Origin of the sequence: Pseudonocardia sp. NPDC049635 (assembly GCF_040659795.1) — a bacterium.
In the GTDB taxonomy this organism is placed as follows: domain Bacteria; phylum Actinomycetota; class Actinomycetes; order Mycobacteriales; family Pseudonocardiaceae; genus Pseudonocardia.
The window spans coordinates 1-13,622 of record NZ_JBFAON010000011.1 but is presented as its reverse complement, the minus strand read 5'-3'; the positions used below and the strand labels follow the sequence as shown (position 1 = coordinate 13,622).

Sequence of the window (13,622 nt, the reverse complement as noted above, 5' to 3'; positions counted from 1 at the left end):
GCCCACCGCAGCGGCGGGAACGCCGACCAGCGGCGAATCCCAACCGAGAGGTGACTGATGACCGGCTTCTTCGGTCCCGGCGATCCCCGCGGACCGGTGCACCGGATCGACCTGACCCGGCTGATGAGCGCCGGTGCCAGGGAGATCATGGCCCACGCGGCGCAGGAGGCCGTGCAGCGCTCGGGACGCGGTGACACCGACCTCGACGCCACCCACATCCTCCTGGCCTGCGCGCGCAGCGAGACGACCCGGCAGTGGATCACCCGCGCCGGCGCCGACCCGGACGCGATCGCGCGGACGCTCGACGAGCGGTTGCCGCGCGGTGACGGCACGGACCCCCGCCCGCCGTCGCTGACCCCCTCGGCCAAGCGCGCCCTGCTCGACGCGCACCAGATCTCCCGCTCGCTGGGGTCGACCTACATCGGCCCGGAGCACCTGCTGCTCGCGCTGGCGACCAACGAGGAGTCCGCCGCGGGCCGGCTGCTCGCTCGCTCCCGCTTCACGCCGGACTCGATGACCGCCGACGGACGGCCGCCCCAGGCCGGCCCGGCCGCCGAGCAAGCGGACTCGCCCACCCCGACGCTGGACCGGTACGGCCAGGACCTGACCGCCGCCGCGCGCGGTGGTCGGCTGGACCCGGTCGTCGGGCGCGGCGACGAGATCGAGCAGACCGTCGAGGTGCTGTCGCGCCGCACCAAGAACAACCCGGTGCTGATCGGTGAGGCGGGCGTGGGCAAGACGGCGGTCGTGGAGGGCATCGCCCAGCGGATCGCGGACGGGGAGGTGCCCGACACCCTGCGCGGGCGCCGGGTCGTGCAGCTCGACCTGGCCGGTGTCGTCGCCGGGACGAAGTTCCGTGGCGACTTCGAGGAGCGGATGCGCACGTTGATCGAGGAGATCCGCGAGCACTCGCAGGACCTGATCGTGTTCGTCGACGAGCTGCACACGATGGTCGGCGCGGGCACCGGCGGTGGCGAGGGCGGTGGCGCGATGGACGCCGGCAACCTGCTCAAACCGGCGCTGGCGCGCGGGGAGCTGCACGTGATCGGTGCGACGACGCTCGACGAGTACCGCAGGCACATCGAGACCGACTCCGCGCTGGCCCGGCGGTTCCAGCCGGTCCTGGTGCCGGAGCCCTCGGTGGAGGACACGATCGCGATCCTGCGCGGGCTGGCGGATCGCTACGAGGCGCACCACCAGGTCCGCTACACGCCCGACGCGCTGCGCGCCGCGGTCGAGCTGTCCGACCGTTACGTCACCGAGCGCTTCCTGCCGGACAAGGCGATCGACCTGCTCGACCAGGCGGGTGCCCGGGTGCGGTTGCGCACCCGCACCCCCACTCTCGACCGGCGCGAGATCGAGCAGCGGATCGAGCAGCTGGTCCGGGACAAGGACCAGGCCGTCGCGCACGAGGACTACGAGCGGGCCTCGCAGCTGCGTGACCAGATCACCGAGGCGCGCGCTCGGCTGGCGGCCGACCCGGCGGACCCGGCCGGCCAGGAGGGCAAGGCCCCGGTCGTCGGGACCGACGAGATCGCCGAGGTCGTGTCGCGGTCGACCGGGATCCCGGTCACCCAGCTCACCGAGGCGGAGCGGGACCGGCTGTTGAAGCTGGAGGAGGAGCTCCACCGGCGCGTCGTCGGCCAGGGCTCCGCGGTGACGGCCGTCGCCGAGGCGATCCGCCGCTCGCGTTCCGGTCTGGGTGACGAGGACCGCCCGGTCGGCAGCTTCCTGTTCCTCGGACCGACCGGTGTCGGGAAGACCGAGCTCGCCCGGGCACTCGCGGTGGCCCTGTTCGGTGAGCAGGACCGGATGGTCCGGCTCGACATGAGCGAGTACGGCGAGAAGCACACCGTCGCCCGCATGGTCGGGTCGCCACCGGGTTACGTCGGCTACGGCGAGTCCGGCGAGCTGACCGAGGCGATCCGCAGGCGCCCGTACTCGGTGCTCCTGCTCGACGAGATCGAGAAGGCGCACCCGGACGTGTTCAACACCTTGCTCCAGGTGCTCGACGACGGCCGGCTCACCGACGGTCAGGGCCGCACGGTCGACTTCCGGCACACCGTCGTGATCATGACGTCGAACGTCGGCTCCGAGCTGATCACCGGGCACGGCATGACGCTCGGCTTCGGCCCCGCCGCGACCCAGGAGGCCACACCGGCCGAGCGGGAGGACGCGGTGCTCGCCGACCGCCTGCTGCCGCGGTTGCGCGAGGTGTTCCGGCCGGAGTTCCTGAACCGGATCGACGAGACCATCGTGTTCCGCAGGCTGGACACCGAGCAGCTGGCCCGGATCACCCGGCTGCTGCTCGACGACACCCGGGACAGGCTGGCCCGCAAGGAGATCGGCCTGGACGTCGACGACGACGCGGTGCGCCTGCTCGCCGAGCACGGTCACCAGCCCGACTTCGGTGCCCGGCCGCTGCGCCGGACGATCCGGCGCGAGCTGGACAATCCGTTGTCGGCGATGCTGCTCGACGGCCGGATCGGGCCGGGCCGGACGGTCCGCGTCGGTGCCGTGGACGGCGAGCTGGTGATCGAAGCGGGGTGAGCGGCGGGTCCCGGCCACCGGACCGGAGGCCAATCCGTTTAGACATGCGAATACATGCATGAGTAGGCTGACGGCATGGGTCACGGACACGGAGGACACGGGCACGCCGGTGGCGACCGGCGGCGGCTCACGATCGCACTCGTCATCACGCTGGCCACCGCGGTGCTCGGGGCCGTCGGTGCCCTGGTCACCGGATCGCTGGCGCTGCTCGCCGATCTCGGTCACCTGCTCACCGACGCGGGGGCACTGTTCGCGGCGTTGATCGCCTCGATCCTGGCCGCCCGGCCGGCGACCGACCGGCGGACCTACGGCATGGGGCGGGCCGAGGTGCTGGTCGCGGCGCTGAACGCGCTCACCCTGGTCGCCGTCGTGGTGTGGGTCGCGGTCGAGGGCGTCCAGCGGTTCTTCGAGCCGGTCGAGATCCCGGGCCTGCCGCTGCTGGTCATCGGTGCGCTCGGCCTGCTCGGCAACATCGCCGCGCTGGTCGTGCTCTCCGGTGGCGACCGCGGCAACATGAACATGCGCGGCGCGATGCTGCACGTGCTCGGCGACGCGCTCGGCTCGGTGGGTGTGCTCGCCGCCGCGGTCGTGCTCATGACCACCGGGTGGCCGTACGCGGACACGATCGCCTCGCTGTTCATCGTGGCGCTGATCCTGCCCCGGGCGGTCACGCTGCTCCGCGAGGCGTCCCACGTGCTGCTGGAGGGTGCGCCGAAGGGTGTCGACGTCGGCGCGGTGCGTGCCGAGCTGCTCGCCGTGATCGGCGTGCGGGAGGTGCACGACCTGCACCTGTGGGCGATCAACGACCGGACCCCCGCGATGTCGGCCCATCTCGTGGTGGAGGAGGAGATCGAGCTGCACTGCGGCTCCGGGTCGGTGCTGGACCGGGCCTCGCACACGCTGCGTGAGCGGTTCGGGCTGGAGCACTCGACGCTGCAGGTGGAGCATCACGCCCACGTCGCGCACGAGAACCACTGCGGCTGAGCACGATCGCACGGTGGTTACGGTGGGCGCCGTGAGCACCCCAGTGCCCGGGCCGGCCGGCAGGTGGGCGATCGCACACGACGGCACCCGGATCGGTTTCGACGTGGTCGGCGACGGTGAGCCGCTGCTGTTGCTCGCCGGGCAGGCCAACAGCCGGAGCTGGTGGGGCCCCGTCCGCCCGGACCTGGCCGGCTTCCGGACCATCGCTGTGGACCATGCCGGAACCGGGGCCGGCGACGACGTGGTCGACGGGGAGTGGAGCACCCGGCGTTTCGCACGGGACGCGGTGGCCGTGCTCGACGCGCTCGGTGTCGGGCGGGCACACCTCTACGGCACGTCGATGGGTGGCCGGGTCGCGCAGTGGATCGCTGCCGACCACCCGGGCCGGGTCGGGGCCCTCGTGCTGGGCTGCACCAGCGCCGGTGGGGCGGGCACCGTGCCTGCGGACCGGGGCGTCCTGCGGACGCTCGCCGGGCCGCCGGGGCCCGCGCGGTGCGAGCTGGTCCGGTTGATGGTCGGTCCGGGGTGGGAGGGTCCGCTGCCCGTCCTCGGCGACGACACCATGAGCACCCGAGCCCGGGCCGGGCACCGGCGGGCGAGTGCCCGGCACGATGCCTGGGACGCGCTGCCCGGCGTCACCGCACCGGTCCTGGTGCTGCACGGTGACGCCGACGAGTACACCCCGGTGGCCAACGGAAGGCTGCTGGCGGCGCGGATCCCGGCGGCCCAGCTGGTGGTCCTGCCCGGTGCGCGGCACGCGTACTTCCTGGAGCAGCGGGAGCGTGCCTCCGCCGAGGTCCACCGGTTCCTCACCGAGCACCCGCTCGCAGTCTGCTGAGCGCACCCGCTCGCAGTCTGCTGAGCGCACCCGCTCGCAGTCTGCTGAGCGCACCCGCTCGCGGTCGGTCGGGCGCAGCCGCTCCCGGTCGGCCGGGCGCAGCCGCTCGTGCTCGGCCGGGCCCGCCCGCTCGTGCTCGGCCGAGCGGCGGACTCAGCCCGCCAGGTGTGACCAGCGCGCGGAGAGTTCGTCCCACGGACCCTCGTCGGCGACCCGGCCCCGGTCGAGCACGACCACCCGGTCGGCCCGCGCCAGCGCGGCCCGCTTGGTGCTCGCGCCGATCACGGTGCTGCCCCGGCGCCGCAGCGCGGCCCACAGCTCGACCTCGGTGCGCACGTCCAGCGCCGACGACACGTCGTCGGCGACGATCAGCTCCGCTCCGGTCGCCAGTGCCCTGGCCATCGCCAGCCGTTGCACCTGACCCCCGGAGAGCCGGATGCCCCGGTGCCCGACGACGGCGTCCGGTCCGCCCGCCGCGGTGACGTCGCGGGCCAGCCGGGCGTCGTCCACGGCGGGGGCCACCGGCCGTGGATGGGACAGGGCGATGTTGTCGTCGAAGGTGCCGGACAGCACCCGCGGCAGCTGTCCCACGTAACCGACCTGGCCGGGGCGCAGGAACTGCTGCGGGTCCTCCACGGTGCGCCCGTTCCACCGGATGACGCCCTCGTGCCCGACCAGCCCGGCCAGGCCCGCGAGCAGGCTGGACTTCCCGGACCCGACCTGACCGGTGACCAGCACCAGCTCGCCCGCGTCGACGTCGAGATCGACGCCCTCCACACCGACGGTGCCGTCGTCGTGCACCGCGGTGACCTTCTCCAGGGTCAGCCGGCGCAGCGGCTCACGCGGCACCGGCTGCGGGTCCGGTGCCGTCCCGGCGACGATGTCGACACCGGCCGGGAGCCGGGTCGGGTCCGCGGGTGCGGCGAACGGGGTGATCGCGTGCAGCCAGCGCCGGGCGATCGGTGCCTCGGTGACGGCGGCGGCGCAGACCTGGCCGAGGAACCCGGCGCCGTTGAGCGTCGTCGACACCAGGAGCGCGATCGCGAGATCCCAGTGTCCGGTCAGGTACAGGGCCCAGGTCAGCACGACGGCGGCCTGCATCAGCACGCCCGGCACGCCCTCCAGGAGCACCCGGATCCGGTACTCGCGCACGGTCGCCCGCACCCGGTGGCCGTCGACCTCGCCGAGATGGCGGGCCAGCACCCCGGTCGCGGCGGCGAGCTTCACGGTGCGGGCCGCGTCGAGCGCCGATCCGAGCGAGGTGCCGAACCGGGCGCGGGCCTCCGCGGCGGCCCGCCCGGCCCGCCCGGCGAACGGCGCACCGACCGCGGCGGCCCCGGCGCACAGCAACAGGAACGAGCCGATCACGGCGGCCACCCGCACGTCACCGGCGACCAACCCGGCGACCACCACGACGATCACCGAGTTCGCGACGTCCACCCAGCGGTCGACGTAGAGCACCATCCGGTCCGAGTCGAGCGCGCGCGCCACGACCTCCCCGGCCGGTGCGCGGCTGCCGCGGTGCTGCATGGTCTGCCCGCGCAGCACCGCCAGCCGCAACCGCAGGGTGGTCGCCGTCCACCAGCGTGGGTAGGTGCGGAACGCGATCGCGATCCACACCGGGAACAGCAGCAGCACACCGGTGAGCACGAGAGCCGGGGTCCACGGGGCACCGCCGGCCTGCAGCGCCGCGGCGACCTCCCCCCACAGCCAGCCGGTGACGACGCCGGTCGCGCTGGCCAGGGTCGCGACGGTGAACATGAACCCGCCCACGAGGCCCCACTGCGGGTGCGCGAGCGCCAGGCGCAGCGTGGCCCGCCACAGCTTCGGTGCGGGGACCGGTGCGGGCGCCGGCACCGGGCGGCGGGCCGAACGGTGCAGCAGACCGTCCTCGGACGGGTCCCCGGAGCCGGCCTCCGGTTCGTCCCCGGAACCGGTGGCGGCGAGCAGCGTGGCGTAGTGCCCGGTCCCGGCGGCCAGCACGGCCCGGTCGCCGTGCTCGACGAGCCGGCCGTCCTCCAGGACGGCGATCGTGTCGGCCCGCCGGATCGTCGAGAGCCGGTGCGCGACGACGATCCCGGTCCGGCCGGCCAGCAGCGCCCGCGACGCTCGGGTCACCCGCTCCTCGGTCCGTGGGTCCATCCGGGCGGTCGCCTCGTCCAGCACGACGACGGCGACGTCACGCACCAGCAGCCGGGCGAACGCCACGAGCTGCTGCTCCCCGGCGGACAGGGTGATCCCGCCGGTGCCCAGACGGGTGTCCAACCCGTCCGGCAGCGCGTCCACCCAGCCGTCCAGGCCCAGCGCCGACACCGCCGCCCGTATCGCGTCGCGGGGCACCGCCGGGTCGAGCAGCGCGATGTTCCCGGCGAGCGTCGTCGCCAGGATCTCGGTGCGTTGGGTGACGACCCCGATCCCGCGGCGCAGGTCGTCGAGGGCGATCGTCCGGACGTCTCGTCCGCCGACGAACACCTGCCCGTACGGCGGCTCGATCGCCCGGGACAGCACCTTCGCCACCGTCGACTTCCCGGACCCGGTGCGTCCGACGAGCGCGCAGGTCGTTCCGGCCGGGACGGTCAGGTCGATCCCGGCGAGCCGGAACCCGCCGTCGTACCCGGCGGTGAGGCCGCGCAGCTCCACCGCGGCGGGGCCGTCCGGGAGCGGCAGCCCACCGTCCGTTTCACGCTCCGCGAGCAGCAACGAACGGACCCGGGTGAGCGCTCCGATGCCGGCCTGGATGTCGGGCATCCGGTCGACGACCGCGTCGACCTGGGAGACGAAGGCGGTGACCAGGATCCACAGGGTGACCAGGGCGGCGATCCCGCCCGGGTCTCCCGCGACGAGCCAGACCCCGCCGATCGCGACGGCCCCCAGCAGCGCGTGCGCGACGAACCCGGCGCGCAGCCCGACCTGGGTGGCGGCGATGCTCGTGGCGTGCACGCGGGCGATGACGGCGGCGGCCCGGGCCGCGTACCCGCGTACGACGTGCGGCTGCCCGAGCGAGGTGCGGACGTCGTCCTGCCCTGCGATCGCCTCCTCCAGCTGTGCGGAGTGGTCGGACCAGGCGACCTCCTCGGCGACCTTGCAGCGGGCGAGCAGCGGTGTCAGGGGCCGGACGACCAGCACGACCAGGGCCGCGACCACCGGGAAGGCTATCCAGGCAGGCCAGAAGACGACTCCGGCGGCGATCCAGGCCAGCACCGAGCGGATCAGCGCACGACCGGTCTCCCAGCCGATCCGGCGGATGAGCTGCGCGAGCTGCCGGGCGTCGTCGTCGACCCGGTCCAGCAGCTCACCGACGGCCTGGTCCTCGAGCCGGGGGAGCGGCTGGGCGAACGCCGAGTCCAGCAGGTCGGCCCGCAGCCGGCCCTCGGCCCGGCCGACGACCCCGGCGAACAGCACCCGGCCGAGCGTGTCCAGCACGGCCGCACCCAGCAGCAGACCGGCGAGCAGCACGACGAGGGTGCCGGTCGGGCCGGCGGCGACCTGCCCGACGACCGTCGCGGCGACGGCCTCGGCCGCCGCGGCGACCACGGCCGCCCCGATCGCGACGGCGGAGGCGGGCCCGCCGAGTCGCCGCCAGGTCAGCGCGCGCACCAGTCACCCCTCGGGTCCGACCGGGCGGGCCCGGGATCTCCGGCGCCGGTCGGTGATCGACGCTAGCCGGGACGGGCCCGTGGTCGCCGCCGGTTTTCCGGGTCCGTCGTGGAGGGACGGTCGCGGTGTCCGCGCCCGGTGGGTTCAGCCGGTGCGCGGGGGGTCGCGCCGGGCCGCGGTGGCCTCGTCGGTGACGAAGCGGGCGACGGCCGGGAGCCGGACGTTGGTGTCCTGGGAGGCGCTCACCAGCATCTGGAACGCCTCGTCGGCGTCGATGCCGTGGCGCTCCATCAGGATGCCCTTGGCCTGGCCGATCAGGTCACGCCCGTGCAGCGCCCGCTGCAGGTGGGTGGTGCGCTCGGCACCGTCGAGCACCAGCGCGGCCTGCACCGCGGAGAGGCCCGCGACGGTGCGGGTGGCGTCGTCGAACACACCCGCCGCGTGGGCGTACAGGGTCATCCCGACGCGGCCCATGGAGTTGACGGCCAGGTCGGTCGAGAGCAGCGACCGGTAACCGTGGTCGACCGCGGCGCGGGCGAAGATCGGCCAGCGATCGGCGTCGGGCGCGGACGCGAGGTCGTGCGCGACCACGATCCCGTCCGGTGACGGGTGCTCCACCGCGGTCAGGCAGGGCCCCTGTTGTGCCTCGGTCTGCAGGTCGTAGAGGGCGCGGACGTCCTCACCGGTGACCGCCCGCGCCGTGACGGTTCCCTTGGCCGTCACCGAGATCCCGCCGACGGCGACCCCGGGGGTGGTCTTCACCGTCGTCTCCAGGATCTGCGCGAGCCCCTCGGCAGCGAACGAGTCGCTCGCCGGGTCGGACATGTAGTGCTGGGCAGCGGCTCGCAACCCGGTGACGAGATGCTCGTAGGGACCGGCTGGCATCGGGCTCACCTCGGTGGAAACGGACATGACGGGCAGCACGGTCAGTCAAGCGTGCGGACAAGTTGTGGTGCAAGCCAGGCCGGTGGCCCGGCGCGGCCCCACAGCTGGTCAGCGACACCGGGAGTGGCGTCCACCAGAGTGGTGTGTGACCGGCCCGGTGACGGGCGGGGCCTGGGTAGGGCGGCCACCGCGTGATCTTCTTGAACACCTCTCACAGCAATCAAGAAGGACGACCACGCGATGACCGCGCCCTCCAGTATCGATCCGACCCGAATCTCGCGTTGCCGCGGTGGAGGGTGCGGGGTGAGCTGGCCCCAGCGCGTCTATCACGCGGTGACCTGCACCGATAACTGATGTGACCCCAGCTGCCCGATCACCCGCCTCGACCCGACCGGCCAACGGCGCCAACAGCCCACGCACATACGCCCGCGCCCGCCGCCGCGGCTCCGTCCGGAAGAACCGCCCCGCCACCAGCCCGAACAACCCGTCCAGGCCACCGGCCCACGCCTCGAGATCCTCCTCCACCTGCACAAGATCGAAGCCCAGCGCACGCCAACATCACGAAGTGCGGCTGGAGTACTAGTTGGTCGAGTGTGTAGTAGTCTGTACTTTATGTATAGTCTTTTGTACTGTGAGTAGAACAGACTGGACTAGAGAGTCGAGCAGATGTCACCCAAGAGCAAGAACGCCGTCGCGAGCATGGTCGTAGGTCTCGCTATCCTCGTCGGGTACGCGGTCTACGCGGCCCGGGAAGGCGGAGCGGAGAGCCTGCGATGGTGGGCCTCGACGGCGCTCGCGTTCCTCGGGATCGCCGTGGTCGCATTGATCCTCGTCCAGATCGTCTTCCGGATCGTGCTGGCCGCGAGCTTCGCGGCCCGCGAAGACGATCCGCGGCGGGTCAAGCGGATGCTGTCCTCCGCCATGGCGGAGGACGAGATGGACAGGATGCTCGGACTGCGAGCTGCGCGCGTCGGATACGCCTGCGCCGGGGTCGGTCTCGTCGGGATGCTCGCGACCCTGGCATTCGGTGGGTCGGCCGTGCTCGCGCTCCATGTCCTGCTCGGGTCGTTCGCCCTCGGGTCGTTGGTCGCCGGCGCTGTCAGCGTCCACGGGTACGAGCGGGGCGTCCGCAATGGATAAGAAGCTGACGATCACCAACAACATCCGGAAGCTCCGGTTCTTCGCCAGCGAGATGACCCAGCTGGAGCTCGCCGAGAAGGTCGGCGCCTCCCGGCAGACCATCCTCAACATCGAGGCCGGCAAGTACACCCCCTCCCTCGAGCTGGCGTTCCGGCTCGCCGATGCCTTCGGCGTGCCCATCGGGGAAGTCTTCGAGCACCGCACCGAGGACAGCGAAGACGCCTGACAGCACCGAGGTCGCCCACCCCCGCTATGCGGCGCCCGCCGCTGGAAGGCAGTCGTCCCATGTCAGCCACCCTCCACCGCGGCAACGCGAGATTCGCCGGCGTCATGTTCCTCGTGGCGATGACGTCGAGCCTCACCGGCGGCACTCTCATCCAGGCGGTCCTCGACCAGCCCGACGTCCTGAGCCGGCTCACGGACGAGAGCTCGACCGTCATCGCAGGGATCGTCCTCGAGCTCGTGAACGCCCTAGCGGTGATCGGCATCGTCGCTGCCCTGTGGACGCCGCTGAGCCGCTCCCACCCCGCCACGACCGTCGGATACCTGGGGGTGCGGATCATCGAGGCGACGGTCTGCGCCGCTGCCGCGCTCCTCCCTCTGACGCAACTGTCACTCGCCGGACAGCCCGATCACAGCGGCGCGGAGAGCGCCGTCGAGCTGCTGAGCATCGTGCGAAGCAGCATGGTCAGCTACGCCGTGCCGATCTTCTTCGGCATCGGCGCCGCGCTCCTCTACCTGTTGCTGCACCGATCCGCCCTGGTCCCCCGATACATCACGATCTGGGGACTGATCGGCGCCGCAGGAGTGATGGCGAACGTCTTCGTCTCCGAACCCGCGATCCAACCGATCCTCGTCCTCCCCATCATCGCCAACGAGATCTATCTCGGCGTCTACCTCATCTCCAGAGGACTACGACGACCCGAGCAACGTGCGAACGCACCCGCCTTGACATAGGCGCTGAGCATCATGCCGGTGGACCTGTCAGAAAGATCGTGTGTGGACTGGTGACCCAGCTGCGGGATCGACCGCGACTTCATCTGTGGTAGTTCGTGGGTGGAGGTCGCGCCGGTGAGGGTGGCCCGGACCCGATCCGCCTGCCCGCCGCGATCCGGGCGGGCAGGCGGATCGGTGACCCATCCAGCATGGTCGCGTTCGCCGCGCTGGACGACGGCAGTTCGCTCAGCTTCCTGGGCATGTTTGGGGCCGAGATCGCCGTCGACGGAAGCCCGGCCGCACACGACTGGCGTGCCTCGCGGCCGGAGCGCGGAGTGACCTTGCCTCATCCGCCCGCGTTCACCACGTAGGTCTCCTGCTGCTTCTCCCGGGTGTGCTGGGCGGGGGTGGTCGGCGGGTAACGGTCCGGCTCGCCCTCGGTGCGGCAGGTCGGCAAAGTGACGATCTCGGCGTCGGGCCGCCCGGAGAAGAAGAACGGCATCGAGTAGCGCTCAGCGCCCGAGGTGTTGACGACCCGGTGCAGTGTGGATCGGTAGCGGTCGTTGGTCCAGCGCGCCATGAGGTCACCGAGGTTCACCACGAACGTGCCGGGGATGGGATCGGCGTGGATCCAGCCGTCCTTGCCGAGGACCTGCAGGCCGCCGTTGGCATCCTGGGCGAGCAGGGTGATACCGCCCCAGTCCGTGTGCGCACCCGCGCCCTTTTCGCCGGGTTGCGGGTTCGCGGGCTGCGGGGGGTAGTGCAGGATCCGCAGGGACGGCGCAGCGTCGTAGCAGAAGTCGCGGAACCAGTCCGCGGGCAGGTCCAGCGACAGGGCGAGGCCTTCCATCAACAGCGTGGCGACCGCTGTCATCCGGCGGTGGTACTCGGTGAGCACCTCCCGGAACTCGGCCCGCTCCGGCCACAGGTTCGGGCCGAAGCCCATACCCGCGTCGCCCTCGGGCACGGTGCCGTCGGTCCGGAACTCGCGGCCCATGTAGTAGCCCTCCTTGAGGTCCGGAGGGGCACCCCTCGAGGGTCTGGCCGCCGACTTCCTCGTAACCGCGACCGTAGTTGTCGCTGGTCATCGCGACCCGGCGCTTCTGTTCGAGAGGTAGCGCGAAGAACAGCCGGACGCAGATTTCAGGATCGCGTTCGCCCGACGCAGCTCGCGGTTTTCGCGTTCGAGCTCGGCCAACCGGGTGGCCTGATCGGTGCCCACCCCCGGCCGGTCGCCGTCGTCGATCTCGGCCTGGTTGACCCATCCCCGCAGCGTTTCGGGGTCGATGCAGAGTTGGTCGCCGACTCGCCGGCAGGCGCCTTTGGCGCTACCGCCGGGCTCGACCTTGATGTCGCGGACCATCCGGACCGCTCGTTCCCGCAGCTCGTCGGGGTACTTCCGTGGGGCAGCCATCGCTTCTCATCCTCGCTGGAGTTGCTGCCCTCCATCAAACCCGGCACGAGACAGCCGCGGCGGAGCTGGAGCGCTCGGCCGCCCGGGCCCGCGCCCGCGGCGGGTCCGCGGCCGCGGCCGCGTTCCTCCGGCGCGCCGCGGAGATCTCCGCCGAGCCGGCCGCCCGTGCCGGGCGGGCGCTGGAGGCCGCGCACGAGGCCGGCGCGACCGATGCGGCCCGGGAGCTGTCCGCGATGGCGGCGGCCGGACCGCTCGACGCCCTGCGCCGCGCCCGCCTCCAGCTGCTGCGCGCCCAGATCGCGTTCCGGACCACGCGCGGGAGCGACGCCCCGGCGATGCTGATGGACGCCGCCGCGACGCTGGTGCCGCTGGATGCCGCGCTGGCCCGGGAGACCTACCTGCAGGCGATCGAAGCGTCCTTCCACGCGGGCCGACTCGGTCGCGACCGCGGGTTGCTGGAGGCGGCAGAGGCCGGCCTGGCCGCTCCGACGGCCGCGACGCCGCCACGGCCGGTCGACGTCCTGATCGAGGGACTGGCGACGACGTTCCGGCACGGCTACGAGGCCGGTGTCCCCGTCCTCCAGCGTGCGCTGACGATGCTGCACGCCGACACCGACGACGACAACCGCCGCTGGCTGTGGCTGGCCTGCCACGTCGCGGCGACGTTGTGGGACGACGAGGCGATCCATGCGCTGGCCGAGCGCGATGTCCGGCTCGGTCGTGCTGCGGGCGCGCTGGCCACGCTCCCGGCCGCGGTCAACGCCCTGTCCTCGACGCTCGTGCTGACCGGGGAGTTCGCCCGCGCCGCCGAGCTGATCGCCGAGGAGCAGGCGATAGCCGAGATCACGGGGGCCCCGCGCCTGCCCAACGCCCGGCTCACGCTCGCCTCCTGGTCCGGCCGGCGGAGCGAGACCCGCGAGCTGTACGCCACCGTGATCGCCGACGCGACGGCACGGGGGGAGGGTGCGACGGTCGGCATGGCCGAGGTGGCGCTGGCGTACCTGTACAACGGCGTGGGCGACTACGACGCCGCGCTGGCCGCCGCGACGGCGGCGTGCGAGTACGACGAGCTGGCCTACAGCAGCGTCGCCCTGCCCGAGCTGGTCGAGGCGGCCGTCCGCTCGGGAGAACCGGACCGGGCCGCCGCCGCGGCCGAACGGCTCAGCGGGCGGGCCCACGCCAGCCATGATCCGGTCGTAGCCACCGATGCCGAAGTTGTCCTCGGCGGAGACACCGCCGGAGAAGTCCAGCGAGTGCTTGCCGGTCAGCACCATGGCC

11 protein-coding genes and 1 pseudogene are annotated in these 13,622 nt (G+C 72.8%); 8 read left to right on the top strand and 4 right to left on the bottom strand.

Features of this window, described 5'->3' with window-relative positions:
• The first annotated feature begins 57 nt into the window (after positions 1-57).
• From AB0J24_RS15190 to AB0J24_RS15180, 3 genes are all read left to right on the top strand, one after another.
• Positions 58-2,550 carry an ATP-dependent Clp protease ATP-binding subunit gene (locus tag AB0J24_RS15190; protein ID WP_358681126.1) on the top strand — a complete coding sequence of 831 codons (2,493 nt, stop codon included), beginning with the start codon at positions 58-60 and terminating at the stop codon, positions 2,548-2,550.
• 75 nt (positions 2,551-2,625) lie between these two features.
• Complete coding sequence (locus AB0J24_RS15185; RefSeq protein ID WP_358681123.1) at positions 2,626-3,534, top strand: cation diffusion facilitator family transporter; 909 nt, start codon at positions 2,626-2,628, stop codon at positions 3,532-3,534.
• Between the two features lie 31 nt (positions 3,535-3,565).
• Positions 3,566-4,372 (top strand): alpha/beta fold hydrolase, encoded by an 807-nt coding sequence (locus AB0J24_RS15180; protein ID WP_358681120.1) that lies wholly within the window; start codon positions 3,566-3,568, stop codon positions 4,370-4,372.
• Positions 4,373-4,525: 153 nt separating this feature from the next.
• On the opposite strand, the gene AB0J24_RS15175 is transcribed toward AB0J24_RS15180, so the two are convergent.
• Positions 4,526-7,969: an ABC transporter ATP-binding protein gene (locus AB0J24_RS15175; RefSeq protein ID WP_358681117.1), complete on the bottom strand. Its 3,444-nt coding sequence runs from the start codon at positions 7,967-7,969 to the stop codon at positions 4,526-4,528.
• Positions 7,970-8,113: 144 nt separating this feature from the next.
• Entirely contained in the window at positions 8,114-8,854 is a 741-nt protein-coding gene (locus AB0J24_RS15170) for an ANTAR domain-containing protein (protein ID WP_358681114.1), read from the bottom strand.
• A gap of 666 nt (positions 8,855-9,520) precedes the next feature.
• Between AB0J24_RS15170 and AB0J24_RS15165 the strand changes: the two genes are divergently transcribed.
• The 4 genes from AB0J24_RS15165 (at position 9,521) to AB0J24_RS15150 (ending at position 11,301) form a co-directional block, all read left to right on the top strand.
• Entirely contained in the window at positions 9,521-9,994 is a 474-nt protein-coding gene (locus tag AB0J24_RS15165; RefSeq protein WP_358681111.1) for a hypothetical protein, read from the top strand.
• Positions 9,987-10,220 (top strand): helix-turn-helix transcriptional regulator, encoded by a 234-nt coding sequence (locus AB0J24_RS15160; protein WP_358681108.1) that lies wholly within the window; start codon positions 9,987-9,989, stop codon positions 10,218-10,220. Before AB0J24_RS15165 ends, AB0J24_RS15160 begins: the two co-directional genes overlap by 8 nt.
• Before the next feature lie 59 nt (positions 10,221-10,279).
• Positions 10,280-10,951 carry a DUF4386 domain-containing protein gene (locus AB0J24_RS15155; protein ID WP_358681105.1) on the top strand — a complete coding sequence of 224 codons (672 nt, stop codon included), beginning with the start codon at positions 10,280-10,282 and terminating at the stop codon, positions 10,949-10,951.
• 95 nt (positions 10,952-11,046) lie between these two features.
• The gene (locus AB0J24_RS15150) at positions 11,047-11,301 is read left to right on the top strand and encodes a hypothetical protein (RefSeq protein ID WP_358681103.1); all 255 of its coding nucleotides are present in this window, start codon (positions 11,047-11,049) and stop codon (positions 11,299-11,301) included.
• Here AB0J24_RS15150 and AB0J24_RS15145 read toward each other — a convergent pair.
• Together AB0J24_RS15145 and AB0J24_RS15140 are read right to left on the bottom strand one after the other, a co-directional pair.
• Positions 11,277-11,927, bottom strand: a complete 651-nt coding sequence (locus AB0J24_RS15145) for a 2OG-Fe(II) oxygenase family protein (RefSeq protein ID WP_358681100.1) — start codon at positions 11,925-11,927, stop codon at positions 11,277-11,279. The genes AB0J24_RS15150 and AB0J24_RS15145 overlap by 25 nt on opposite strands.
• An 87-nt stretch (positions 11,928-12,014) precedes the next feature.
• Positions 12,015-12,293 carry a transposase gene (locus AB0J24_RS15140; protein ID WP_358681097.1) on the bottom strand — a complete coding sequence of 93 codons (279 nt, stop codon included), beginning with the start codon at positions 12,291-12,293 and terminating at the stop codon, positions 12,015-12,017.
• A gap of 38 nt (positions 12,294-12,331) precedes the next feature.
• Between AB0J24_RS15140 and AB0J24_RS15135 the strand changes: the two are divergent.
• Positions 12,332-13,622, top strand: a pseudogene (locus AB0J24_RS15135) (LuxR family transcriptional regulator); the annotation flags it as partial.

Excerpts from the sequence above, each read along its gene's own strand:
- AB0J24_RS15185 (WP_358681123.1), top strand. The coding sequence starts at position 2,626 with ATGGGTCACGGACACGGAGGACACGGGCACGCCGGTGGCGACCGGCGG.
- AB0J24_RS15170 (WP_358681114.1), bottom strand. The coding sequence starts at position 8,854 with ATGCCAGCCGGTCCCTACGAGCATCTCGTCACCGGGTTGCGAGCCGCT.
- AB0J24_RS15190 (WP_358681126.1), top strand. The coding sequence starts at position 58 with ATGACCGGCTTCTTCGGTCCCGGCGATCCCCGCGGACCGGTGCACCGG.
- AB0J24_RS15145 (WP_358681100.1), bottom strand. The coding sequence starts at position 11,927 with ATGGGCCGCGAGTTCCGGACCGACGGCACCGTGCCCGAGGGCGACGCG.
- AB0J24_RS15160 (WP_358681108.1), top strand. The coding sequence starts at position 9,987 with ATGGATAAGAAGCTGACGATCACCAACAACATCCGGAAGCTCCGGTTC.
- AB0J24_RS15165 (WP_358681111.1), top strand. The coding sequence starts at position 9,521 with ATGTCACCCAAGAGCAAGAACGCCGTCGCGAGCATGGTCGTAGGTCTC.
- AB0J24_RS15155 (WP_358681105.1), top strand. The coding sequence starts at position 10,280 with ATGTCAGCCACCCTCCACCGCGGCAACGCGAGATTCGCCGGCGTCATG.
- AB0J24_RS15140 (WP_358681097.1), bottom strand. The coding sequence starts at position 12,293 with ATGGTCCGCGACATCAAGGTCGAGCCCGGCGGTAGCGCCAAAGGCGCC.